The organism is Streptomyces gilvosporeus (genome assembly GCF_002082195.1).
Classification (GTDB): Bacteria; Actinomycetota; Actinomycetes; order Streptomycetales; family Streptomycetaceae; genus Streptomyces; species Streptomyces gilvosporeus.
In genome coordinates this window covers 7,881,011-7,905,490 of sequence record NZ_CP020569.1, presented here as the reverse complement: position 1 = coordinate 7,905,490, position 24,480 = coordinate 7,881,011, and the positions used below count along the sequence as shown (strand labels likewise).

General features: G+C 72.2%; 20 protein-coding genes. 13 read left to right on the top strand and 7 right to left on the bottom strand.

Annotated features, from left to right (window positions below; all coding sequences use genetic code 11):
- Positions 1-71: 71 nt before the first annotated feature.
- Positions 72-755 carry a winged helix-turn-helix transcriptional regulator gene (locus B1H19_RS34920; RefSeq protein WP_083108879.1) on the bottom strand — a complete coding sequence of 228 codons (684 nt, stop codon included), beginning with the start codon at positions 753-755 and terminating at the stop codon, positions 72-74.
- A 130-nt stretch (positions 756-885) separates the two neighbouring features.
- Between B1H19_RS34920 and B1H19_RS34915 the strand changes: the two genes are divergently transcribed.
- From B1H19_RS34915 to B1H19_RS34885, 7 genes are all read left to right on the top strand, one after another.
- Positions 886-2,097: a pyridoxal phosphate-dependent aminotransferase gene (locus tag B1H19_RS34915; RefSeq protein ID WP_083108878.1), complete on the top strand. Its 1,212-nt coding sequence runs from the start codon at positions 886-888 to the stop codon at positions 2,095-2,097.
- A 263-nt stretch (positions 2,098-2,360) separates the two neighbouring features.
- Positions 2,361-3,677: an ergothioneine biosynthesis glutamate--cysteine ligase EgtA gene (gene egtA, locus B1H19_RS34910; RefSeq protein WP_083110065.1), complete on the top strand. Its 1,317-nt coding sequence runs from the start codon at positions 2,361-2,363 to the stop codon at positions 3,675-3,677.
- Positions 3,674-5,002 carry an ergothioneine biosynthesis protein EgtB gene (egtB, locus tag B1H19_RS34905; protein WP_083108877.1) on the top strand — a complete coding sequence of 443 codons (1,329 nt, stop codon included), beginning with the start codon at positions 3,674-3,676 and terminating at the stop codon, positions 5,000-5,002. Before egtA ends, egtB begins: the two co-directional genes overlap by 4 nt.
- A 43-nt stretch (positions 5,003-5,045) precedes the next feature.
- Complete coding sequence (egtC, locus tag B1H19_RS34900) at positions 5,046-5,801, top strand: ergothioneine biosynthesis protein EgtC (protein ID WP_083108876.1); 756 nt, start codon at positions 5,046-5,048, stop codon at positions 5,799-5,801.
- Entirely contained in the window at positions 5,798-6,760 is a 963-nt protein-coding gene (gene egtD, locus B1H19_RS34895) for an L-histidine N(alpha)-methyltransferase (protein WP_083108875.1), read from the top strand. Before egtC ends, egtD begins: the two co-directional genes overlap by 4 nt.
- A 101-nt stretch (positions 6,761-6,861) precedes the next feature.
- The gene (locus B1H19_RS34890; RefSeq protein ID WP_083108874.1) at positions 6,862-7,764 is read left to right on the top strand and encodes a phosphatidylinositol-specific phospholipase C; all 903 of its coding nucleotides are present in this window, start codon (positions 6,862-6,864) and stop codon (positions 7,762-7,764) included.
- 65 nt (positions 7,765-7,829) lie between these two features.
- The gene (locus tag B1H19_RS34885; RefSeq protein ID WP_083108873.1) at positions 7,830-8,864 is read left to right on the top strand and encodes a trypsin-like serine peptidase; all 1,035 of its coding nucleotides are present in this window, start codon (positions 7,830-7,832) and stop codon (positions 8,862-8,864) included.
- A gap of 1 nt (position 8,865) precedes the next feature.
- Here the strand turns inward: B1H19_RS34885 and B1H19_RS34880 are convergent, their stop codons facing one another.
- Positions 8,866-9,897: a phosphatidylinositol-specific phospholipase C domain-containing protein gene (locus B1H19_RS34880; protein ID WP_083108872.1), complete on the bottom strand. Its 1,032-nt coding sequence runs from the start codon at positions 9,895-9,897 to the stop codon at positions 8,866-8,868.
- 132 nt (positions 9,898-10,029) lie between these two features.
- Here B1H19_RS34880 and B1H19_RS34875 point away from each other — a divergent pair, with 132 nt between their 5' ends.
- A complete protein-coding gene (locus B1H19_RS34875; protein WP_083108871.1) occupies positions 10,030-10,629 on the top strand; it encodes a DUF2165 domain-containing protein in 600 nt (199 codons plus the stop codon).
- Between the two features lie 486 nt (positions 10,630-11,115).
- On the opposite strand, the gene B1H19_RS34870 is transcribed toward B1H19_RS34875, so the two are convergent.
- Positions 11,116-14,289, bottom strand: coding sequence for a bifunctional cytochrome P450/NADPH--P450 reductase (locus tag B1H19_RS34870; protein ID WP_083108870.1), 3,174 nt, complete (start codon positions 14,287-14,289; stop codon positions 11,116-11,118).
- A 104-nt stretch (positions 14,290-14,393) separates the two neighbouring features.
- On the opposite strand from B1H19_RS34870, the gene B1H19_RS34865 reads away from it, so the two are divergent.
- The 5 genes from B1H19_RS34865 to B1H19_RS34845 all read left to right on the top strand — a co-directional run bounded on the left by B1H19_RS34865 (position 14,394) and on the right by B1H19_RS34845 (position 20,077).
- Positions 14,394-15,107 (top strand): PAS domain-containing protein, encoded by a 714-nt coding sequence (locus B1H19_RS34865; RefSeq protein WP_083108869.1) that lies wholly within the window; start codon positions 14,394-14,396, stop codon positions 15,105-15,107.
- Between the two features lie 77 nt (positions 15,108-15,184).
- Positions 15,185-15,652 carry a universal stress protein gene (locus B1H19_RS34860; protein WP_083108868.1) on the top strand — a complete coding sequence of 156 codons (468 nt, stop codon included), beginning with the start codon at positions 15,185-15,187 and terminating at the stop codon, positions 15,650-15,652.
- Positions 15,653-15,742: 90 nt separating this feature from the next.
- Complete coding sequence (locus tag B1H19_RS34855; protein WP_083108867.1) at positions 15,743-15,958, top strand: dodecin; 216 nt, start codon at positions 15,743-15,745, stop codon at positions 15,956-15,958.
- 163 nt (positions 15,959-16,121) lie between these two features.
- On the top strand, positions 16,122-17,564 hold the full coding sequence (locus tag B1H19_RS34850) for an amino acid permease (RefSeq protein ID WP_083108866.1): 1,443 nt from the start codon (positions 16,122-16,124) through the stop codon (positions 17,562-17,564).
- Between the two features lie 143 nt (positions 17,565-17,707).
- Entirely contained in the window at positions 17,708-20,077 is a 2,370-nt protein-coding gene (locus tag B1H19_RS34845; RefSeq protein WP_083108865.1) for a GH92 family glycosyl hydrolase, read from the top strand.
- A 25-nt stretch (positions 20,078-20,102) separates the two neighbouring features.
- Here the strand turns inward: B1H19_RS34845 and B1H19_RS34840 are convergent, their stop codons facing one another.
- From B1H19_RS34840 to B1H19_RS34825, 4 genes are all read right to left on the bottom strand, one after another.
- Positions 20,103-20,318: an EF-hand domain-containing protein gene (locus B1H19_RS34840; protein WP_083108864.1), complete on the bottom strand. Its 216-nt coding sequence runs from the start codon at positions 20,316-20,318 to the stop codon at positions 20,103-20,105.
- A gap of 117 nt (positions 20,319-20,435) precedes the next feature.
- Complete coding sequence (gene uvrA, locus B1H19_RS34835; RefSeq protein ID WP_107426253.1) at positions 20,436-22,886, bottom strand: excinuclease ABC subunit UvrA; 2,451 nt, start codon at positions 22,884-22,886, stop codon at positions 20,436-20,438.
- Between the two features lie 39 nt (positions 22,887-22,925).
- A complete protein-coding gene (locus tag B1H19_RS34830; protein WP_083108862.1) occupies positions 22,926-24,260 on the bottom strand; it encodes an NAD(P)/FAD-dependent oxidoreductase in 1,335 nt (444 codons plus the stop codon).
- A complete protein-coding gene (locus B1H19_RS34825) occupies positions 24,257-24,451 on the bottom strand; it encodes a ferredoxin (protein WP_083108861.1) in 195 nt (64 codons plus the stop codon). The genes B1H19_RS34830 and B1H19_RS34825 overlap by 4 nt, the downstream gene beginning before the upstream one ends.
- Positions 24,452-24,480: the final 29 nt, after the last annotated feature.

Here is a 24,480-nt window from a genome sequence, read left to right as displayed (position 1 = left end):
ACGGGTGGGAGGGACGGCGGCAACGGGGGCGGCCAGGGGCGGCGGCGAGCGGAGGTGCCCGCCGTGCGATGTCAGACCGCCGTCGTCCGCTCGCGCCGCGGCCGGTCGCCGTCGACTTCGCCCTCGCCATCGCCCTCGCCTTCGCCCTCGGTCACCGTGACCGCGATCCGGCCGGAGGCGATGCCCTGGGCGAGGGAGAGGCGGTCGTCGGCGACGTCGGCGCAGGTCGCGGTGGACATGTGGAGGCGGACGTCGGCGTGTTCGGCCGGGCCGTCGCCGTAGCGCGGGCCCTCGTCCGCCGGGTCGAGCAGCACATGGAACTCCCCCTCGTCCAGGGCGACGTCGACCACGGCGACACCCTCCGCGAAGTGCCGGGCGAGCCGGGTGACGAGGGGCAGTGCGAACCAGTGGGCCCGTACCGCGTCCGTGGGGCGCCGGGCGTCGAGGGCCGGGGCGCCCCAGTCGGCGAGCGCGGTGAGCGCGGGCAGCAGGGCGCGTCCGCGGTCGGTGAGTTCGTAGACGAAGGCGGCGCCGGGCGGGGCGAGCCGGCGCCGCGAGAGGAGCCCGTCGCGCTCCATGTCCTTGAGGCGGGAGGCGAGCATGTCCGTACTGACGCCGGGCAGGTCGGCGTGCAGATCGGTGTAGCGCCGGGCGCCGCCGAGCAGTTCGCGGACGATCAGCAGCGTCCAGCGGTCGCCGACGGCGTCCAGGGCGCGGGCGAGGGCGCAGTAGTGGTCATAACTTCGGCGCGGCATGACCTCAGCATAGACAATAGTTGGACTTTCCAAGTCCTAGCTTGGTAAAACCAAGTACTCACGTTTGGTGTTGTAACCAGTGACGAGCACTGCCGCGCCGCGCGGCGGGCGAGGACCGGGAGGCCGCCGTATGCAGTTCAAGCAGTCCAGCAAGTTGACCGACGTCTGCTACGAGATCCGCGGGCCGGTGATCGAGCAGGCGAACGCGCTGGAGGAGGCCGGCCACAGCGTGCTGCGCCTCAATACGGGCAATCCCGCGCTGTTCGGCTTCGAATGCCCCGAAGAGATCCTCCAGGACGTGATGCGCAACCTCTCCCGCGCACACGGCTACACCGAGTCGCAGGGCATCCTCTCCGCCCGCCGCGCGGTGGCCCAGCGCTATCAGGAGGCCGGGCTGCCCGATGTCGGCGTGGACGACATCTATCTGGGCAACGGCGTCTCCGAGCTGGTCTCGCTGGCGCTCCAGGCGCTCCTGGACGACGGCGACGAGGTGCTCATCCCGGCCCCCGACTACCCCCTGTGGACGGCCGTCACCACCCTCTCCGGCGGCAAGGCCGTGCACTACCTGTGCGACGAGTCCGCCGACTGGCTGCCGGACCTCGACGACATCGCGTCGAAGATCACCGACCGGACGCGGGCGCTGGTCATCATCAACCCCAACAACCCCACCGGAGCGGTCTATCCGCGTGAGCTCCTGGAGGGCATGCTCGACCTCGCCCGCCGCCACCAGCTGATGGTCCTCGCCGACGAGGTCTACGACCGGATCCTGTACGACGACGCGGTCCACCACCACGCCGCCGTGCTCGCCCCGGACCTGGTCTGCCTCACCTTCAGCGGGCTGTCCAAGTCCTCCCGCATCGCCGGCTTCCGCTCCGGCTGGCTGGTCGTCTCCGGCCCCAAGGAGCACGCCGCCGACTATCTGGAGGGCCTGGGCACCCTGGCCTCGATGCGGCTGTGCCCCAACGCCCCCGCGCAGTACGCCATCCAGGCCGCGCTCGGCGGCCGCCAGAGCATCACGGACCTGATCCTGCCGGGCGGCCGGCTGCGCGAACAGCGCGACCTCGCCTGGGAGCGGCTGAACGAGATCCCCGGCGTCTCCTGCGTCAAGCCCCGGGGCGCGCTCTACGCCTTCCCCCGCCTCGACCCCGCCGTGCACGCCATCCACGACGACGAGAAGTTCGTCCTCGACCTCCTCCTGCGCGAAAAGATCCAGGTCGTCCAGGGCACCGGCTTCAACTGGCCCCGCCCCGACCACTTCCGCATCCTCACCCTCCCGCACGCCGACGATCTGGACGCGGCCATCGGCCGGATCGGGCGGTTCCTGGCGGGGTACCGGCAGTAAGGGGCGTACCGACAGTAACGGGCGTGACGGGGCGGACGGTCAGCGGCCGGGCGCCGGGGCCGGGGCCCTCGGCGAGGCCCGCGGTTTCCCGCGCCTCACCCCAACGGGCGTAGCGGTCCGGAATCGCTGCCGCCCGCCCGGCGCCGTGGCCGGGTCCCGTCCGTCACCGTCCGTTCGCCCGACGCGCTCTTGAGCGCGCGGCGCGCAGCCGCTTAGGTGGAGGACGGCAGTCCTGCCGCGATCCCCGAGGGGAGTAGCCCGTGATACCCGTACGACCTGCGGAAACGGAAGCGGAGCTAGAGGCTCATCTGCACGGCATCTGTTTCAAGACCGGCCCGCCACAACGCATCGGTGTCGAGATCGAATGGCTGGTGCACGATGCACGCAACCCCCGATGTCCGGTCGAACCGGACCGGCTGCACTCCGCGGCCCACCATCTGCGCACCCTCCCCCTCACCTCCCTTCTGACCTTCGAACCCGGCGGCCAGCTGGAGCTCAGCTCGCTGCCCGCCACCTCCCTGACCGCCTGCATCGAGTCCGTCGCGGCCGATCTGGCGCTGGTCCGCCCCGCGATGCGTGCCATGGGCCTGGGCATGGCGGGACACGGCCACAATCCCTGGCATCCCCCGCACCGGGTGCTGACCGACGATCCCCGCTACAGCGCCATGGAGGCGTATTTCGACCGCTGGGGCGGCGCCGGCCGGTCCATGATGTGCTCCACCGCGTCCGTCCAGGTCTGTGTGGACGCCGGTTACGAGGAGCCGGGACCGCTCGGGCTGGGCCGCCGGTGGCTGATGTCGCATCTGCTGGGCGCAGTGTTGTGTGCGGCGTTCGCCAATTCGCCGGCCAGCGAGGGCTGCCCGACCGGCTATCGCACCACCCGCCAGGTCGTCTGGTCCCAGCTGGATCCCGGCCGCACGCTCGCCCCGCCGCAGTCGGCGGACCCGCGGGCCGCCTGGGCGCGCTATGTGCTGGACGCACCGGTGATGTGCGTACGGCGCGAGGACGGGCCCTGGGACGCGCCGCAGGGGCTGACCTTCCGCGACTGGGTCCGCACCGGCCGGCCCCGGCCCCCGACCCGGGAGGACCTGGACTACCACGTCAGCACCCTCTTCCCGCCGGTGCGTCCGCGCGGCCATCTGGAGCTGCGGATGATCGACGCACAGGCGGGCGACGGGGGCTGGATCGTGCCGCTGGCGGTGACGGCCGCCCTGTTCGACGACGTCGAGGCCGCGGAGCGGGCCTATCGCATCGTCAAACCCCTTGCGGAAACGGCCGGTTCGCGTCCCGCACCGCGCAATCCGCTGTGGCGGCATGCGGTCCGCGGCGCGCTGACCGACCCCGAGCTGCATGCGGCCGCGGTGGCCTGCTTCGCCGCCGCCCAGGAGGCGCTGCCCCGGCTGGGAGCCGCCCCGGAGGTGATCGCGGCCGTCGCGGATTTCACCGAACGCTTTGTGGCCCGCGGCCGCTGCCCCGCCGACGACCATCTCGACGCCCTGTGCGCCGCGGAAGCGGAGGCCGCCCACGCGCACCCGAGCGACGGGGACATCACCGAGCTCCTTGGGAGGGCCCGTCCGTGACCACCGATCCGCTCACCCCCGAGGCGCTCCGCACCCGGGCGGCCGCGGCGCTGCTCGCCGCCCGTGACCGTACCCGCCTGCTGACCACCTGCGTCGAAGAACCCGACCTCGTCGCCCAGCACTCCCCGCTGATGTCGCCCCTGGTGTGGGACCTGGCGCACATCGGCAACCAGGAGGAGCAGTGGCTGCTGCGCACCGTCGGCGGCCGGGACGCGCTGCGCCCGGACATCGACTCCGTCTACGACGCCTTCGAGCATCCGCGCGCCGAGCGCCCTTCGCTGCCGCTGCTGGCACCGGCCGAGGCGCACGGCTATGTGGCCGAGGTACGCGGCCGGGTGCTGGAGGTACTGGAGTCCACTCCGCTGCGCGGCGGCCCGCTGCTGGACGCCGGTTTCGCCTTCGGCATGATCGCGCAGCACGAGCAGCAGCACGACGAGACCATGCTGATCACACACCAGCTCCGCCGGGGCCCCGCCGTGCTGTCCGCTCCCCCGCCGCCGGCCACCTTCGACGGCATCCTGACCGATGAAGTCCTGGTGCCCGCGGGCCCGTTCACCATGGGCACCTCCACCGAGCCCTGGGCGCTGGACAACGAGCGCCCCGCGCACCGCAGGATCGTTCCGGCCTTCCTGATCGACACCACCCCGGTCAGCAACGGCGCCTTTGAGTGCTTCATCGACGACGGCGGCTACGACGAACCACGCTGGTGGTCGAAGGAGGGCTGGGCGCAGGTGCGGGAGCACGGACTGCGGGCGCCGCTGTTCTGGAAGCGCGAGGGCCGTCAGTGGCTGCGCCGCCGGTTCGGGGTGACCGAGCCGGTACCGCCGGACGAGCCGGTGCTGCACGTCAGCTGGTACGAGGCGGACGCCTATGCACGCTGGGCGGGGCGGCGGCTGCCGACGGAGGCCGAATGGGAGAAGGCCGCCCGGCACGATCCCGCCACCGGGCGGGCGCTGCGCTACCCGTGGGGCGACGAGGACCCGACCCCCGACCGCGCCAACCTCGGCCAGCGGCACCTGAGGCCCGCGCCCGTCGGCAGTTATCCCGAGGGCCAATCCCCGCTCGGTGTACGGCAGTTGATCGGCGACGTCTGGGAGTGGACGGCCAGCGACTTCCTGCCGTATCCGGGCTTTGCCGCCTTCCCCTACCGGGAGTACTCCGAGGTGTTCTTCGGCGACCGGTACAAGGTGCTGCGCGGCGGGTCCTTCGCGGTCGATCCGGTCGCCTGCCGGGGGACGTTCCGCAACTGGGACCTGCCACTGCGGCGACAGATCTTCTCCGGGTTCCGCACCGCCCGGGACGCCGAGCCGACGGCGGCCGCATGAACGCCGCGGCAGCGCCCGTCCCGCGCGCCTTTGGGGTCGCCTGATGTGCCGTCATCTCGCCTATCTGGGACCGGAGATACCCTTCGGCCAGGTGGTTCTGGAACCGCCGCAGGGGCTCTACCGGCAGTCCTGGGCGCCGCGCCGGCAGCTGCACGGAACGGTCAACGCGGACGGGTTCGGCGTCGGATGGTATGCGCCGGACGATCCGATACCCGCCCGCTACCGCCGGGCCGGCCCGATCTGGGCCGACGACCTGCTGCCCGACCTGGGTCGGGTGGTGCGCACCGGCGCCCTGCTCGCCGCCGTCCGGGATGCCTCCGAGGCGGGGGCCGATGCCGAGGCCGCGGCGGCGCCGTTCGCGTCCGGGCGGTATCTGTTCAGCCACAACGGTGCGGTGCTCGGCTGGCCCGATGCGCTCGCCCCGCTGGCCGCCGCGCTACCCGCCGTCGCGCTGCTCCAGCTGGCCGCCCGCTGCGATGCCGCGTTCCTGTTCGCGCTGGTGTGCCACCGGCTGGCGGCCGGGGCGACGCCGGGCGAGGCGCTGGCCGGCACCGTGGCCGACGTCGCGCGGGCCGCGCCCGGCTCCCGGCTGAACCTGCTTCTGACCGACGGCACCACCATCGCCGCCACGACCTGGGGCGACACCCTCTTCCACCACACCCACCCCGGAGGCGGCACCGTCGTAGCCTCCGAGCCCTACGACGACGACCCCCGGTGGACACCGGTCCCGGACCGCACCCTGGTGTGCGCCACCCGCACCGACGTCCACCTCACCCCGCTCAAGGAGTCCGCCGCGTGAGCTCGCTCAGCATCACCCGCACCCTCCCCGCCGACGCCACCTCGGCCGCGCTGCGCGCCGACGTCACCCAGGGGCTGACCCGTACGCCCAAACAGCTGCCGCCCAAATGGTTCTATGACGCCCGCGGCAGCGAGCTCTTCGAGGAGATCACCAGACTGCCCGAGTACTACCCCACCCGCGCGGAGCGCGAGATCCTGCTCGCCCGCGCACCGCAGATCGCCGCGGCCACCGACGCCCGTACGCTCATCGAGCTGGGCTCCGGCTCGTCCGACAAGACCCGGCATCTGATCGGCGCCCTCACCGGGCTGCACACCTACGTGCCGGTCGACGTCAGCGAATCGGCGCTGACCTCGGCGGGCAAGGCGCTGCTGACCGAGCACCCCGGCCTGACCGTGCACGCCCTGGTCGCCGACTTCCAGGAGGGTCTGACCCTCCCCGGCACGCCCGGCCCCCGGCTGCTGGCCTTCCTCGGCGGCACCATCGGCAACCTCCTGCCCGGGGAACGCGCGGCGTTCCTGCGCTCCGTGCACGAGCTGCTCTCGCCGGGCGACGCCCTGCTGCTGGGCACCGATCTGGTCAAGGACGAGGCGACGCTGGTCGCGGCGTACGACGACGCGCAGGGCGTGACGGCCGCCTTCAACAAGAACGTCCTTCAGGTCATCAACCGCGAGCTGGGCGGCGATTTCGATCCGGCCGACTTCGAACATGTCGCCGTGTGGAACGCCGAGCACGAGTGGATCGAGATGCGGCTGCGGGCCCGCAAGGAGCTGACCGTCAAGATCACCGGCGTGGATCTGGCGGTGTCCTTCGCCGAGGGCGAGGAGGTCCGCACCGAGGTCTCCGCCAAGTTCCGCGAGGACGGCGTACGGGACGAACTGGCCGCCGCCGGGCTGGAGTTGCGCGAGTGGTGGACCGACCGCGCGGGGCGGTTCGCGCTGTCCCTGGCGGTCCGTTCCTGAGAATGCGGGCCCTTCCCCGCCGATCCGGTGCCCTTCGCACCGCCCCTGTGGTTCGATGCCCCGACCGCGTTCACACGTTCGTATCGGGCAGGGGTGACGGGATGGCACTGGACCGGCGGGGATTTCTCAGGGGCGCGGTGGGGCTGACGGCGGCGGGGGCGCTGGCGGGCGCCGGCTTCACGGCCGACGCGGCGGAGCGGCCATCGATCCTCACCAGGGCCGACGTCCAGGACTGGATGTCGGCCCTGGCCGATACGACACCCCTTCAGCGGCTGACGATCCCCGGCACCCACGACTCCTGCGCCCGCATCGGCGGCCCATGGGTGGCCTGCCAGGACACCGTCGTCGATGACCAACTGGCCGCCGGCATCCGCTTCCTGGACGTCCGCTGCCGCGCCGTCGACGATGCCTTCGCCATCCACCACGGCGCCTTCTACCAGCAGCTGATGTTCGGCGACGTCCTGAACTCCTGCCGGGCGTTTTTGCGGGCGCATCCGTCCGAAACCGTCCTGATGCGGGTCAAGCAGGAGTACTCCGAGGTCCCCGCCGCGGAATTCCGCCGGATCTTCGACATCTATCTGGACGGCAAGGGCTACCGCCCGCTGTTCCGCCTCGACGGCGATCCGCCGGCCCTCGGCAACGCCCGTGGCAGGGTCGTCCTGCTGGCGGACTCCGACGGGATGCCGGGCGTACGGTATGGCGATCCGCAGCTGTTCGACATCCAGGACGACTACATGGCGGAGCCGTTCGCGAAATGGCCGAAGGTGGCCGCCCAGTTCCGCAAGGCGGCCACCGAGCCCGGCAAGCTCTATGTCAACTACGTCAGCACCGCCGCGCTGCTGCCGCCGCGGTCCAACGCCGACCGACTGAACCCGCAGGTCAAGGACCTGTTGACGGGGTCGGAGGGGCACGGTTGGAGCGGGCTGGGCATCGTCCCGATGGACTTCCCTAACGCGTTCGGGCTGGCGGAGACGCTCATCGGGCACAACCCCGCGACGGCCTAACGGTCCGGTCCTGCGCCCGGCCGTGGTGCGCGCGTCACCGCGGCGCGTGACGCAGACTGAGGGCCATGGAGACGGGCGAGTACGGGCGGACGATGGCCAAGGAGGCGCCGCGCCGTGTGACGGAGGCCGAGGACGAAACCGGCGGCGGTGCTTCCCCGGCTCACGCCGGGAGGTACCCCCAGCGGCGGGTGGCGCTGGCGCTGCTGGCGGCGGGGCTGCTGGCGGGCGGTGCGGCCCTGGTGCTGTGGGCCGGGGCGCGCGATCCGTATCTGGCCGACGGGGACCCGCACACCGGCACGTACCGGCCCGGGCGGCACGCCGGGGACGCGGCCGCGGCGGCACTGCTCGCCGGACCGTACCGGGAGCGGCCCGGCCCCCCGGTGCCCGTCTCCGCTGACCACGGCAGTCCCGCCCCGCTCCCGGCCTCCCGGCCCCTGCAAGCGACCCCGGCCGCCCCCTCGGCGCCCGTCGGCGCGCTGTTCTCCCCCGGCGACGACGGCGACGACCCCGGGCATCACTGCACGGCGAGCGTGGTGCACTCCCCCGCCGGCGATCTGGTCGCCACCGCCGCGCACTGTGTGCACGACGGCGGGTTCCGCACCCGGCTGGTCTTCGTACCCGGTCTGCGCGACGGGATCGCGCCGTACGGCCTGTGGGTGCCCACCCGGATCGATGTCGATCCCCGGTGGATCGCCGACCGGGACCCGGACCGCGATCTGGCGTTCCTGCGGGTCCGCCGGGCCGGGCGGCCGACGGACGGCCGGACGGTCGAGGAGGTCACCGGCGCCGAGCAGATCCGCTTCGACGCGCCCACCGGCCGCCCGGCCCTGCTGACCGGCTACCCCGAGGACCGGGACACACCCCTCGCCTGCCGCCACACGGCGGACGCCGAAAGCGGCACCCAACTCCGTTTCGCCTGCCCGGGGTTCCCCAACGGCACCAGCGGCGGCCCGATGCTCATCGACGTCGACCCGGCCACCGGCACCGGGACGCTCATCGGCGTCATCGGCGGCCTCGACGAGGGCGGCGACGACGCCACGTCCTACAGCAGCCGCCTGGGCACGGACCTGGCGGCGCTGTACCGGCGCGCGACGTCGTAGCTCATGCGCCGCGCGGCACCACCGTCTTCAGGACCGACGGCAGCGGGTACCAGTCCGCGGTCGCGAAACTGGCGTGGGCGGCGGCGAGTTGCCGGACGCGGGCCAGGGCCTCGGCCTCGGTGGGGTGGGTGCCGTCGATCACCGGCGGGACCTTGTGGGCGTCCGTCATCACCAGGAGGTAGTGCCGGGTGTCGTACCAGGAGGTGTCGATACCGCCGCCCAGATACGTCGCCGCATCGCCGTCGAAGACCACGAACCACGGGCGCAGCGCCGGGTCGGCATAGCGCTCGCGCGGATCGCCGGCGGCCGCGCCGTGCACGGCGGGGAAGGCTGTCGACTGCGCCAACTTGCCCTGGGCGGCGAGGTCCTTGAGGTGGGTGGCGTATTCGACGTCGGTCCACAGCTTGTCGAACGGGTTGTGCTCCTCGACGGTGCCGGGTATCAGCTCGATCAGAAACTTTCCGGCCAGGGCGGAGCGGGCGGGCCAGCCCTTGGCCCGAACGGCCTCGTCGGGGGTGGCGTGACCGGCCGTCAGGTCCCCGGGGCCGTAGACCGCATCGCCCAGCTTCTGCCGTACCAGCGCATCGAAGGCGTCGGGCCCGCGGCCGCCCTTGGCGTTGAAGCCGTCCTTCATCTCGACCTTGACGAGGATGGGGCGGTGGCCGGGGTGGGCGTCGTGCCAGGCCCGCATATCGGCCAGACAGGCACCGAAGTCCTGGTCGGTGTCCTTGGTCCGCAGCTCCGCGGCGCTCGCGGCGCCCTCGCAATTGTTATTGTTCCCCAGCGGGTTGCTGTGCGAGACCCGCCAGGACCGGCCCAGTCCATTGGCCCAGACATCGAGTTCCACCAGCGAGGCACCGGAGTCCAGCGCATCGGCGAAATAGGGGTACTTCTCCTTCTCGTAAGCGTTGTGGACACCCACCGCGGTAGTGGTGTCGTATGTCGTGGCCGGTTCGGCACCCGCCGGTCCGGTCACTGCGAACACCGCTGCCGCCGCCGCGGCGACCGTCCCCACACACCGCTTCCCGTTCATGTTCCCCGCTTCCCCTCGTTTCCGGCCCGGTCGGTCATCCGTTCGGTCACCCGGTCGAACGGGCAGCAGCGTACGGGACTTGGTGGCGGCGACGGCCCGCGGGGGCGGCCTTTTACCACCATGGAGGAAGTCATGGCCAGGAAGCCGGATGCTCATGCGGCGACGACGCATGAGCAGGAACATGAGCAGGAACACGGGGACGGCACTGCCGCCACGCGGTCGTCCGCCACGCGGTCGTCCGCCGCGCTCCCGCTCGCGGCGACGGTGCTGACCGGGACGGTGGCGCTCTATATCGCGCTGGTCGCCTTCGGCAACATCACCGACTACGGCACGAACCGGGAGTTCGTCCGGCATGTGCTGGCCATGGACACCACGTTCCGGGACCCGGACCTGATGTGGCGGTCCATCACCTCGCCGGCGCTCCAGGACGCGGCGTATCTGGCGATCATCGCGTGGGAGACGGCGTCGGCGGCCGTGCTGGTGGTTGCCACCTGGCTCGGGGTCTCCGGTCTACGCGCCGGCCGCGGCCAGGCGGGCCGCGGCCGGTCGTTGGCGACGGTGGGGCTGCTGATGGTGATGGTGCTGTTCGGTGCCGGGTTCATCGCGATCGGTGGGGAGTGGTTTTCGATGTGGCAGTCGAAGGCGTGGAACGGGGTGGAGGCGGCCCTGAGGAATTTCTTGTTCGCCGGGGTGGCACTGGTGGTGGTCCACCTTCCCCGCGAGGCGGATTAGCGCTTGCCGCGTCGCGGGTTTCTCCCCACGTTGTCGGCCGTGCCGCCGTCGCGGGTTTCTCCCCACGTTGTCGGCCGTCCCGCCGTGGGGGTTCTTCGCCGTTGCTCCCCCAGCTAACGCTGGGAGGTGCCCCCAGCGGCGGGCGTGGTGTTGTCGGGTGCGGTACCACGCCTCCGGACTTCGTCCTGCGGCGCGGCCCCTCCCGTGAGTGGGGGGAAGGGGCCACTGGGGGCGTGCCTCGTCTGTCCGATTCCGTATCGCTCGTTCGACAAGCGGCACCCGACCGCTTACGTGCACCCCACGGGTTTCTCCCACCCCCAACGGGGAGGGGCCGGGCCGCAGGACGAAGTTCGGAGGCCCGGTCCCGCAGCCGAACAGCCCCGCGCCAGCGGCAACGCCCGCCGCTGGGGGTACCTCCCAGCGTTAGCTGGGGGAGCAACGGCGAACAACACCCGCGGCGGGACGGCCGACAACGTGGGGAGGAAATCAACCGGCCGCGTACACATCCTCCACGTACCGCCCAGCGGCGGTCAGTTCCCTCAGCCACGCCTCGGATGCCTGGCGCGAAGCGCCCGTGGCATTGGCGTGGAGGTCACAGAACGCGTCCCTGACGCCCGGCGCCATCCGGCTGCCGTCACCGCAGACGTACACCCGCGCACCGGCCCGGAGCAGCTCCCATATCTCCGCGCCCTCGGCGGCAAGGCGATGCTGGACGAACCGGTGGCCTCGTTCGGGGCGCGCGCTGAAGACGGGGTGCAGGGAGACGGCCCCGGCCCGTTCCGCGGCGGCGAGCTCCGTGGCGTGGAGGAAGTCGCTGTCGGGGTCGTCGCAGCCGAAGTAGAGCCGGGCGGGGGTGGTCCGGCCCGCGGCCACCCGGTCGGCGATGGCGCCGCGGAACGGTGCCAGGCCCGTACCGGCGGCGATCATGATGACCGGTGCGGGGTCGGCCGGGTCGATCCGGAAGGCGTCGCGGCAGGGCTGGACACGGGCCAGGACCGTGTCGCCGGGCCGCAGTCCGTGCAGATGGGTCGAGCCGGTGCCACCGGGCAGCAGCGAGACCATCAGGTCGGCGTGGCGGGGGTCGGCGGCGGGCGAGGAGGAAAGGGAGTAGTGCCGGATGCGCAGCGGCGGCAGCAGCTCCAGGATGACGGGCCAGGGCAGGGCGCCGCGCAGCGCCGGGTGGGCCTCGACGAGGTCGATCAGGGTACGGGGATCGTCCTCGGCGAGCGCTTCGAGTGCCTGGCGCTCGGGCGGGCAAGGGTTGTGGGCTGCCAGCAGCGCGGTCTGCGCGGGCGTCGGCCGGGCGCCCAACTCCAGGTGATGGGTGAGAAGTTGACGTACAGTCAGCGGCCGGTCGACGGGGAGGGTGTCGCGGGCGGGGCGACCGCCGGCGTGCAGCGCGAGGACGGTGTCGAGTCCGACGCCGAGCGCCTGCGCGGCGCGTTCGACGGCGGCGGGGGTGTTGGCCGGGAGCACCGCGAGGTGGTCGGCGGTGCGGTAGGTGACGCCGTCGGGCAGCGCGATGCGCAGGAAGCGCTTGGGGCGGGGCCAGTCCGGTGCCGTCAGGTCGTGGGCCTCGGTGACGGTCATCTCGGTGAGGTCGTGCCGGGCGGCGAGCGCGTCGAGGGGGCCGCCGGTGATCTCTGTAACGGTGTAACAGGCGTCCTCGGCGACGGGTGCGTTCGCGCCGATGCTCGCCGCGTCGCCGTAGCGGGCGAGCAGTTGGGTGCGCAGCGCGCGGGCGAAGGCGGTGACGCTGCCCTGAAGATCACCTGAGGCGTCGGCTTCGGCGCGCGGCAGCAGCCGTTCGGCGCCGAGCGCCTCCAGGCGGTCGTCGATGAGGGTCGGCACATGCTGGTAGGTCGCGGCCCAGTTGCGGTCGCCGACGCCCAGGACCGCGTACGAGACGCCCTCGGCCGCGCCCTGCGGAGCGGTGCGCAGCCGGGCGACGAAGGCGGCCGCGTCGTCGGTGGGCTGTCCGTTGTAGGAGGCGGCGACGATCGCGACCGGCCGGTCGGCGGGCAGCCCGTCGGCGCAGGCGTCCAGGGGTGCGACCTCGGCGGCGAAGCCCAGGCCGGTGGCCTCGTCGGCGAGCCGCTCGGCGAACTCGCGGCAGGTGCCGTAGTTGGTGCCGTGCAGCAGGAGCAGGCCGGTGCCCTGCGGGACGCGGGTGGGCAGGCCCTCGTCGGCCGCGGTGCCGCTCTCGGCGGTGGCCGTGCCCCCCGGGAGCACGGCGAACGCGGCGCGGGTCGCGGCCCGGTCGGCGGGCGTCCGGGCGGCGAGGGCGAGGGAGAAGCCCTCGGGCTTGAGGGTCAGCGTCTCCTTGACGCGCAGCCGGTAGTCGGTGTGGTCGATCAGCCGGTAGCGGTGGGCCAGCAGGGCGAGCAGCATGGTCGCCTCGTGCAGGGCGAACTGCCGCCCGATGCAGGCGCGTTCACCGGTCCCGAAGGGCTTGTAGGCATGCGGGGAGCGGGCCGCCTCGGCCTGCGGGGTGAAGCGCGAGGGGTCGAAGAGCTCGGGGTTGTCGCCCCAGGCCGGATCGCGGTGCAGCATCGGCGTGAGGACGGTGACCAGATCGCCCTTCTTCAGCGGGTGGCGGCCGCCGAGCAGGGTGTCCTCCTGGGCCTGCCGGGTGAACGCGGCGGCGGTCGGCCACAGCCGCAGCGCCTCGTTGAGCACCTGACGGGTGTACGGAAGCCGCGCGATGTCCTCGAAGGACGGGTCGGGCTCGGACGCGTCGCCCCACAGCTCGTCCGCCTCCCGCTGCACCAGCCGCAGCGCGGCCGGGTCCTTGAGCAGGTAGTACAGGGCGAAGGAGAGCGCACCGGAGGTGGTCTCGTGCCCGGCGATGAGGAAGGTGATGACCTGGTTGCGGATATTGGCCAGATCCAGGCCCTGTTGCTCACCGCCCCGTTCGCGGGATCCGAGCATCAGGCCCAGCAGATCGTCGTCGCCGCTCTCGCCGCTCGCGGTCCGCGCGGCGATCACCTCGTCGACCACGGACGCCAGATAGTCGGCGTCGGCCCGGAACGCCGCATCCTCCGCGGAGTAGTCGCCCCCGGCCTGCCGGGCGAATTTGGCGCCGCTCCACTGGAGACACCGCACCATCGCCTCCACGAACGGATGCGGCGTGTCGCGGGCGAACGATCCGAAGTCGAAGCCGAAACCGGCCAGCCCGATGGTGTCCAGCGTCATCCGGGTCATGTCCTCGGCGACGTCCAGGGTGCTGCCGTCGGCGACCCGGCGGTCCCAGCTGGCCATCACCCGGCGGGCGACCCTGAGCATCGCCGGGTGGTACGTCCGCATCGAGCCCAGCGCGAAGGCGGGCATCAGCACCTCGTGCGCCTTGGCCCAGTTCGGTTCGTCGTTGTAGGCGGTGAACAGACCGTCGCCGGCGAATTCCCGGACGTTCTCCAGGACCACCGACACGCCCTTGGCGAAGCGGTTCTCGTCGGCGAGTTCGGTGACCAGGTCCAGCGAGGAGACGAACAGCGTGTCGCGGTCGCCCAGCCGTCGGCGGAAGGCCGGGCCGTGGACCCGGGCCAGGTCCATGGCCTGCTGAAGCGGCGTGGCGGTGAGACCGGCCGCGGTGACGTCGGCAACCGGAATGCCGTCGTCGGCGGCGCGTTCTGCGGTGTGGAGCGCGATGGTGTCGGTCATGTCTCCAGCGTGACCGGCCCGGTGCGCGGGTTGATCCCGGGTAACTGCATGATTGTGCAGTGGTTTTTCGCCATAGCCCTTGCGCACGGAGCGGAGACGAGGCAATGGACAACGGGAACGCCGACGGCGCGTCGGATGCGGACACCCACGCGCCCGCGACACACCGGCCACTCCTGATGGACGATCCCACCGATCCGGCCGGACCGTACGCGGGCGGGCCCTGGCGCAACTACTTCCTGATCCTGCTGGACCGTATCCCCACGCCGATCGCGGTGTGCCGGGCCGACGGCGAGGTGTTGATCGCCAATCCGGCGATGGCCGCGCAGTGGGGCACGACGCCCGGGCAGCTGCGCGGCCACAATCTGCTGGAGATGTTCCGGCCGCGGGCCAAGGAGCAGCTGCTGCGGATCGAGGAGGCGGTGCGGCTGGGTCGCCGCTCGCGCTATCCGGTCGAGGTGCAGTGGCACTCCGCGGCGGACGGCACCGAGCGGGAGGGGGAACTGACGGTGGATCCGGTCGGCGATGTCTCCGTCCAGCCGCCCGTGCTGCTGGCCGTACTGCGGGTCCGCGAGGCCGCGCCGCCCGCGCCGCCGCGCGGTACGGCGAGCCCGGTGGAGGCCCGGATCCTCGCGCTGGCCGCGGGCGGCGCCACCACGGCGGCGATCGGCACCGCTCTGGGGCTGACGGTCGACGGGGTGAACTACCACCTCACCCGGCTGGCCCGCCGCTGGCGGGTGCAGGGCCGTACCGCGCTGGTCGCCCGCGCCTACGTGCTGGGCATCCTCTCCCCCGACGCCTGGCCCCCGTCCCCCGCCTGACCCGCCGGGCCGCCTCGCGGGGCGTGCCCCGAGGCCCGTCGGCACGCCGCTCCGCGCCTGCGGCTAACCTCGCTCCTGTGGACGACTCACAGCACACCCCCGCGTCCTTCGAACGCGGAACGGACGGCCCGAAGGTCATCGTCGTCGGCATCGACGGCTCCGAATCGTCGTGGCGCGCCGCCGCGTATGCGGCCGGGCTGGCGCGGCGGCAGGGGTCGAAGCTCGTCCTGGTCTATGTGCAGCCGGTGATGGCGGCCGGTGCGGCGATGGGCGCGCCGGTGGGGGATGCGACGAACGAGGTCGCCGACGAGCTGATGGCCGAGATCCGCGAGGCGACGGACCGGCTCCAGGGGATATACGACGTCCGCTGGGAGTTCCACACGCTGCGCGGGGACCCGTACAACGGCATGGTGCAGATGGCCGATGAGCTCACGGCGGATGCGGTGGTGGTCGGCGCGTCGGAGTCGGCCGGGCACCGCATCATGGGGTCGGTCGCGGTGCGCCTGGTCAAGGCCGGGCGCTGGCCGGTCACGGTCGTTCCGTAGGCCGTACGGCTCCGCTGGTGGGGCGGGCTCCGCTGAGGCACGGTGGAAGGTGGACGGGCGGAGCGCCGCCCCGGCCGAGGGGAGACCATCGTGACCGATCGCACGTATCGCGTGACCGACATCGTCGGTACGTCCCAGCACAGCGTGGACGCCGCCATCAACAACGGCATCAAGCGCGCCTCGCAGTCCCTGCGCAATCTCGACTGGTTCGAGATCAGCGAGGTCCGCGGGCATATCGTCGACGGCGCCATCGACCACTACCAGGTCGGTCTGAAGGTCGGCTTCCGTCTGGAGGACGCCGACTGACCGCAGACGCCGGTCGAGGCCCGCGGACGCCGGTTGAGCCTCCTCGCACCCCTCCCGTGTACGACTCGCTACTAGGGAGTCGCCTTCCGTAGGCGCCCGCCAGGGTCCATGATGATCCGCCGTCGGAGCACGACGGATCAGCGAGCCTACGGAGGGCTGTCGCATGGGCCTGCGCGCGGGACAGGGCGTATTGCGCCGGAAACCGATCGACCACATCGAAGAGCCGGAGGGCGCGGCGAGCCAGCAGCTGACCCGGGCGCTGGGCCTGTGGCAGCTGACCGCCATCGGCGTCGGCGGCATCATCGGTGCGGGCATCTTCACGCTGGCCGGCACGGTCGCCAACGGCAAGGCCGGGCCCGCCGTTCTGATCTCCTTCCTCATCGCGGGCATCGCGAGCGCCGCGGCCGCCTTCTCGTACGCCGAATTCGCCGGGCTGATCCCGAAGGCGGGCTCCGCCTACACCTACGGCTATGCGGTGCTCGGCGAGATCGCGGGCTGGTTCATCGGCTGGGACCTGCTGCTGGAGTACACCGCGATCGTGGCGGTGGTCGCGATCGGCATCTCCGGCTACTTCGGCTTTCTGCTCGGCGAGGTGGGCCTCGATCTGCCGCACTGGATGCTGGGCGCCCCGGGCACCGGACCGGGCCATCGCGTGGACCTCTTCGCGGCGCTCCTCTGCCTTCTGATCGCCTATCTCCTCACCCTCGGCATCAAGAACGCCGCGCGCTTCGAGACGATCGTGGTGGCCCTGAAGGTGCTGGTCGTCATCGTCGTGATCGTGGTCGGCTTCTTCCATATCGACACCGCGAACTACCACCCCTTCTTCCCCTTCGGGGTCAGCGGCGCGTTCACCGGCGCGGCCACCGTGTTCTTCGCCGTCTTCGGCTATGACGCGATGAGCACGGCGGCCGAGGAGTCCAAGGACGCCCAGCGCCATATGCCCAGGGCCATCATGTATTCGCTGGTGATCTCGATGGTGCTGTACGTCCTGGCCTGCCTGGTGCTGACGGGGATGCAGAACTACAAGTCCATCGATCCGGAGAGCGGCTTCTCGAGCGCGTTCAAGTCGGTGGGTCTCGACAAACTCGCGGATGTCATCGCCGTCGGCGCGATCATCGGCATCCTCACCGTGATGTTCACCTTCATGCTCGGCGTGACCCGGGTGTGGTTCTCGATGAGCCGCGACGGACTGCTGCCCAAGTGGTTCGCGAAGACCAGCGAGACCCACCGTGTGCCCACCCGGGTCACCTGGATCGTGGGCGGCGCCTCCGCCGTCATCGCCGGCTTCCTGCCGATCGGCGAGGCCGCCGAACTGACGAACATCGGGATTCTGCTGGCGTTCGTGGTGGTCTGCGTCGCGGTGATCGTGCTGCGCTACAAGCGCCCCGACCTGCCGCGCACCTTCCGCACACCGGGCATGCCGGTGGTCCCGGCGATCGGCGTCTGCTTCTCCCTCTGGCTGATCACCTTCCTGGCGTGGCAGACCTGGGTGCGCTTCGCCGTGTGGTTCGTGATCGGCCTGGTCATCTACTTCTCGTACTCCTACCGGCGGTCCGAACTGGCCAAGGCGGAACGGGAGTCGGCGGAGCCGGCCGGGGACGCCTGAGCCTGCGGCGGACGGGGCCCGGGGGCTGCCGCGCTGACGTGCGATGACGAGCGGAGCGGCCCCGGGTCCTTGACGTGCACCTGGCCCGCGCCAAGAATGAGCGCGCTCCGACAACGTTGTCCGAAGCGCGGAGGGGTGACCCCATGTCATGGTCCGGTCCGCACCGGCTGCGTACCGCGGGAGCGGTACTGGCGGCCGTGCTCGTCGGCAGCGCACTCACCGCTCCCACCGCCCAGGCCGCCCCACCCGATGACGGCGGCGCCCTCACCGGACTGGTCAACCCGTTCATCGGCAGCCGCAACGACGGCAACACCTTCCCCGGGGCCGCCGTCCCGTTCGGCATGGTGCAGCTCTCCCCCGACACCGGCCACACCACCGGCTACGACTACGACGAGGACCACATCCGCGGCTTCGGCTCCGTCCACCTCTCCGGAGTGGGCTGCGGGCTGGGCGGCGATCTGCCGGTACTGCCGACCACCGGCGACATCACCGAGACCGACAATGCCAAGTACGCGGCCGCCTACCGCCATGATGGCGAATCGGCCCGCCCCGGCTACTACCGCGTCCGCCTGTCGTCGTACGGCGGGATCACCGCCGAGCTGACCGCCACCGCCCGTACCGGCCGGCAGCGCTACACCTTCCCGGCCACCGACAAGGCCAATGTGCTGCTCAATGCGGGCCAGTCGCTCCACAAGAACGTCTCCACGACGGTGGAGGTACTCGATTCCCACACCGTCCGCACGGCCCTCACCGGCCACGGCTTCTGCCAGGACACCCGGCCGTACACGCTCTACACGATCACCCGCTTCGACCGGCCGTTCGCGTCGTACGGGACCTGGGAGGGGGAGAAGGTGACGCCCGGCTCCCAGGGCTCGACCGCGAGCGGGCGGCACGGGGCGTACGTCCGTTTCGACACCCGTAAGGACCGTACGGTCGAGGCCACCACCGCCCTCAGCTATGTCGACGCGGCGGGCGCGGCGCGCAACCTGCGGGCCGAGGGCGGGCGTTCCTTCGACCGGACGCGGGCCGCCGCGGACGCCGCCTGGGAGCGGCGACTGGCCGTGGTGAGGACGCAGGGCGGCAACCGGACCCTGCGCCGGACGCTGTACTCCTCCCTCTACCGGTCCTTCCTCGCGCCGAACATCGGCAGCGATGCGGACGGCCGCTACACCGGCTGGGACCGGAGGATCCATCGGGCGCGCGGGTTCACCTACTACCAGAACTGGTCGCTGTGGGACACCTACCGCACCCAGGCACAGCTCCTGGCCCTGCTCGCGCCGCGCGAGTCCCGGGACATGGCGCGGTCGCTGCTGCGGATCGACAAGGAGGGCGGCTGGCTGCCCAAATGGGGCTACGGCACGGTCGAGACGAACATCATGACCGGGGATCCGGTCACGCCGTTCCTCACCAACGCCTATCAGCAGGGGCTGTTGCGGGGGCGGGAGGCGCAGGAGGCATACGCGGCGCTGAAGAAGAACGCCGACGGAGTGCCCCCGGCCGACTCGCCCGCCCTCGGGCGCGAGGCCAATGTGCCCTACCTGCGCAACGGCTTCGCGCCGTACATCAAGGGCCGTCCACATCGCAAACCCGGCGACTCCGACTTCGACCACGGCGCCTCGGTGACCCTGGAGTACGCGCTGTCGGACGCGATGCTGGCGCAGATGGCGCGCGATCTGGGGCACCGGGCGGATGCCGCACGCTATGCGGCGCGTGCGCACAACTACCGCAACATCTTTGACCGTTCGACCGGCTTCTTCCGCGCCCGGGACGCACGGGGCGCCTTCACCGGACCCGCGGACCCGGCCCGGAGCGAGGGGTTCCACGAGGGCACGGCCTGGCAGTACCAGTGGCTGGTGCCGCAGGATCTCCCGGGGATGATCCGGCTCATCGGCGGCAGGGAAAAGGCCGAACGGCGACTGGATTCCTTCTTCGCCTACCAGCGCCTGCTGAAGGACCCGGAGCGGACGGCGCGGACGGTGTGGGTCAACGGGCCGTACGACTACGACAACGCCGACAAGTACAACCCGCAGAACGAGCCCGATCTGATCGCCCCGTACACCTATCTCTCGACCGGTCATCCCTGGAAGTCCACGGATGTGGTGCACGCGGCGCTGACACTCTTCACCGACACACCGAGCGGGATGACCGGCAACGACGATCTGGGGACGATGTCGGCGTGGATGGTGCTCTCGTCGATCGGCGTGTTCCCCGTACAGCCGGGCACCGACACCTGGGGGCTGAGCACCCCGGTCTTCGACCGCGTCGACCTGACCCTGGACCGGCGCTATTTCCCGTCCGGCCACTTCACCATCAAGGCTCCCGGTACGTCACCGGTGCAGCGGTACATCCAGTCCGTCCACCTGGACGGCGCCGCACACGACCGCACGTACCTGACCACCCATGCGCTGCGCACGGGCCACGAGCTGGCCTTCTCCGTGGGACCGAAACCGTCGCACTGGGGCACCGGCAACGGTGCTGCGCCGCCGCCCGTGGGCGGCTCAGCGCGGGGCTGAGCGCCTCGCAGGGGCGGCGGAGCCGTCAGCCGTTCTGCAGGGCCTGCCAGAACTCGTCGAAGGACATGGTGCCGTTGGCGTCGCTGTCCTTGGCCTTGATGACGGCCTCGGCGACCGGGCCGGTGACGAACGGGTCGCCCATTTCGGCCATCGCGCGCTTGAACTCGTCAGGAGTGACCTGGCCGTCGCCGTCCGCGTCGAACCGGTTGAACGTCGCCTTGGCCGCCTCTATGTCTGCCATGAGAGATGCCCCCTTCGGTGTGCTGCTTCGGTGTGCTGCGTGCACGTCTTCGGTGTGCTGGGTGTGCCGGTGTTCCGGCGTGTCACGGCGGGGTGACCTGCGTAGGTTAGCCGACCGTCAGGACGGCTTCGGCCGCGCCCTGCGGCGGGCCAGATAGGGCGCCGTACGGCTGCCCGGGGCGGCCGCCACCTCGGCGGGGGTGCCCGCGGCGACGATCCGGCCGCCCTCCGCGCCGCCGCCCGGGCCCAGGTCGATGACGTGGTCGGCGCCCGCGGCCACCCCCATGTCGTGCTCGACGACGACCACGGTGTGGCCCGCGTCCACCAGGCCGTGCAGCTGGCGCAGGAGCACCTCGGTGTCGGCGGGGTGCAGACCGGTGGTGGGCTCGTCGAGGAGGTAGAGGGTGTGGCCGCGGCGGGCCCGCTGGAGTTCGGCGGCGAGCTTGATGCGCTGGGCCTCGCCGCCGGAGAGCTCGGTGGCGGGCTGGCCGAGCCGCAGATAGCCCAGGCCGACGTCCTGGAGGGTGCGCAGACTGCGGGCGGCGGACGGGAGGTCGGCGAGGAAGGCGGCCGCGTCGTCGACGGTCATCGCCAGGACGTCGGCGATGGTGCGGTCCCGATAGGTGATCTGGAGGGTCTCGGGGTTGTAGCGGGCGCCGTGGCAGTCGGTGCAGGGCGCGTACGTACCGGGCAGGAAGAGCAGCTCGACGGCGACGAAGCCCTCGCCCTGGCAGGTCTCGCAGCGGCCGGCGGCGACGTTGAAGGAGAACCGTCCGGCGGTGTAGCCGCGGGCGCGCGCCGCGTCGGTGGCGGCGAAGACCTTGCGTACGGCGTCGAACAGCCCGGTGTAGGTGGCGAGGTTGGAGCGCGGGGTCCGGCCGATCGGCCGCTGGTCGACGCGGACCAGCCGGTCGACGGCGTCCAGGCCCTCGGCGGCGGTGAGCTGGGCCCGGGCCGTCGGTCCGGCGCCGGCGTCCTCGCCCGTATCGGAGCGGGCCTCGCCGAGGTGGTCGCGTACGGCCTCCGCGAGGACCCGGGTGACCAGCGTGGTTTTTCCGGACCCGGAGACTCCGGTGACGGCGGTGAAGACGCCGAGCGGGAAGACGGCGTCCAGGCCGCGCAGGTTGTGCAGGGTGACGCCGTGCAGGGAGAGCGCGCCGGTGGGGGTGCGCGGGGTGCGGTCGGCGGGCGGTTCGGCGGCGAAGAGGAAGCGGCGGGTGGCGGATCCGGTGACGTCGGCGAGCCCTTCGACGGGGCCGCTGTGCAGCACCCGGCCGCCGTGTTCCCCGGCGCGCGGGCCGATGTCGACGATCCAGTCGGCGCGCCGCACCACGTCCATGTCATGCTCGACGACGAAGAGCGAATTGCCCGCTTCCTTGAGCCGGTGCAGGACCGTGAGCAGGGATTCCGTATCGGCCGGGTGGAGTCCGGCGGAGGGTTCGTCCAGGACGTAGACGACGCCGAAGAGGCCGGAGCGCAGCTGGGTGGCCAGGCGCAGGCGCTGGAGTTCGCCGGCGGAGAGGGTGGGGGCGGGGCGGTCCATGCTCAGATAGCCGAGGCCGAGTTCGGTGAGCACCTCGATACGGGCGACCAGGTCGCGGGCGAGGGCCGGGGCGGGCTCGTCGTCCGGGCGGGCGGCGGTGGGCCGCAGCACGTCGGCGAGGGCGCCGAGCGGCAGGCCCGCGAGGGTGGCGATATCGCGGCCCGCGAAGGTGACGGCCAGCGCCTCGGGGCGCAGCCTCCGTCCGGCGCACACCGGGCAGGGCTGGGCGGTCATGAACCCCCGGACGCGGGTGCGCAGGGTGTCGCTCTTGGAGTCGGCGAAGGTGTGCAGGACATAGCGTCTGGCGCTCATGTACTGGCCCTTGTACGGGCGTTGGATCCGGCCGGCCTCGCGGACGGGGTGCACGGTGACGACGGGCTGTTCGTCGGTGAACAGGATCCAGTCCCGGTCGGCCTGCGGCAGGTCGCGCCAGGGCCGGTCGATGTCGTGGCCGAGGGCGGCGAGGATGTCGCGGAGGTTCTTGCCCTGCCAGGCGCCCGGCCAGGCGGCGACGGCGCCCTCGCGCACGGAGCGGGACGGGTCGGGGACGAGCGAGTCCTCCGTCACCTGGTGGACGGTGCCCAGCCCGTGGCACTCCGGGCAGGCCCCGGCCGCCGTATTGGGCGAGAAGGCATCGGAGTCGAGTCGTCCGGTCGCGCCGTCGGGGTAGTCGCCGGCGCGGGAGAAGAGCATCCGCAGGGTGTTGGAGAGGGTGGTGACGGTGCCGACCGAGGAGCGGGAGGTGGGCGCGGAGCGCCGCTGTTCGAGGGCGACGGCGGGCGGCAGGCCGGTGATGTCCTCGACCTTCGGGGCGCCGACCTGGTGGATCAGTCGGCGGGCGTAGGGGGCCACCGACTCGAAGTAGCGGCGCTGCGCCTCGGCGTAGAGGGTGCCGAAGGCGAGGGAGGACTTGCCCGATCCGGACACCCCGGTGAACGCGACCAGCGCGTCCCTCGGGATGTCCACATCGATGGTGCGGAGGTTGTGCTCACGGGCGCCGCGCACCCGTACGTACGAGTCGGCCATCCCTCCATGATCGGGCACGGTGCGCCGTGACCGGCGCCGTCAGCCGGCGGCCGTGGCGGCGCGGACCCGCTCGCGGGCCTCCTCCCACGGGACGGGCGCGGCGATCACCGCCCGCAGACCGCGGACCTGGCGGGGCGGCAGTCCGGCGGCGAGGACGCCCACGGCGTGTCCGTCGCGGCCGTAGAGGGCGACGGCCCGGCACCCGGCGCGGTCCAGCACGGTGGTCTCGACCCGGTCCGCGCCCGTGGTCAGCCCGTACGCCTGGAGCTTGACGGCGTACTGGTCGGACCAGAAGTACGGCACGGGCGCGAACGGCCGGCGCTCGGGAGGCGCCCCCTCGAAGGCGTCCGCGAAGGCGCTCCCGGCGGCGTCGGCGGCGGCCAGTTCGGCGAGCATGTTGCGGGCCGCGGCCATGCCCTGTTCGCTGGCGTTCATCCGGTGCTCGAAACGCACCGGGCGGCCGTGCACCGGATGCTCCCAGCGGGCGACGTCGCCGGCCGCGTAGATGCCGGGGGCGGCGCCGCAGTACGCATCGCAGCGCAGCCCGTCGGAGGTGTCCAGGACCGGGTCGTCGCCGAGCCAGCCGACCGCGGGGGTGGAGCCGATGGCGAGCAGGACGGTGTCGGCGGGCAGGCGGGTGCTGCCCCCGGTCCCCGCTCCCCCAGCGGCTACGCCCCCATTGCCGGGGGGACCCTCATTGGCCAGTCGTACGCCGGTGACCGCGCCGCCCGAGGCGTCGAAGCCCGCCACCGCCGCGGTGTGCAGGGTGACGCCGTGCGCCCGGTGTTCCTCGGCGAGCAGTTCGCCGATCTCGGTGCCGACGGCCGCGGCCATCGGTATCGGCTCGACGCCGACGAGGGTGACGTCATGGCCCAACTCCCGTGCCACCGCGGCCGCTTCGCAGCCCAGCACACCGTTGCCGACGATCACCAGCCGGTGACCGGTGCCGGTCAGCCGGGCGCGCAGCGCCAGCGCGTCGTCGAGGGTGCGCAGGGTGTGCACCCCGGTGAGCCCCTCGGCGCCGGGCAGCGTACGGGCCGCCACGCCGGTCGCGATGATCACTCCGGCGCAGGCCAGGGTCTCGCCGTTGTCGAGGGTGAGCGTGCGGGTGGCCGCGTCGAGTCCGGTCGCGCGGGTGCCCAGCCGCAGGTCGAGTGCGAGGGCGTCGAGCTGGTCCTTGCCGCGCAGCAGCAGCCGCTCCGGCTCCCAGGTGCCGTGCAGCAGCTGTTTGGACAGCGGCGGCCGGTCGTAGGGCAGATGCGGTTCGTCGCCGATCAGGGTGAGCGGGCCCCGCCAGCCGAGGCGGCGCAGCGCTTCGGCGGCGGCGAGTCCGGCGGCGGAGGCTCCGACGACGGCGAGCGGCCGGGCGGTCATTCGTGCACCTCGATCACGGCGGCCGGGCAGATGGCGGCCGCTTCGCGGACGGCCTCGTGCTGGTCGGCGGGCGGCTCGGCATCGAGGAGGACGACGATGCCGTCCTCGTCGCGCTGGTCGAAGACCTCGGGGGCGACCAGCACACACTGGCCGGCGGCGCAGCACTTGTCGGCGTCAAGGGTGATCTTCATGGCGGTAACTCCGTTATAGGCGTGGGTCG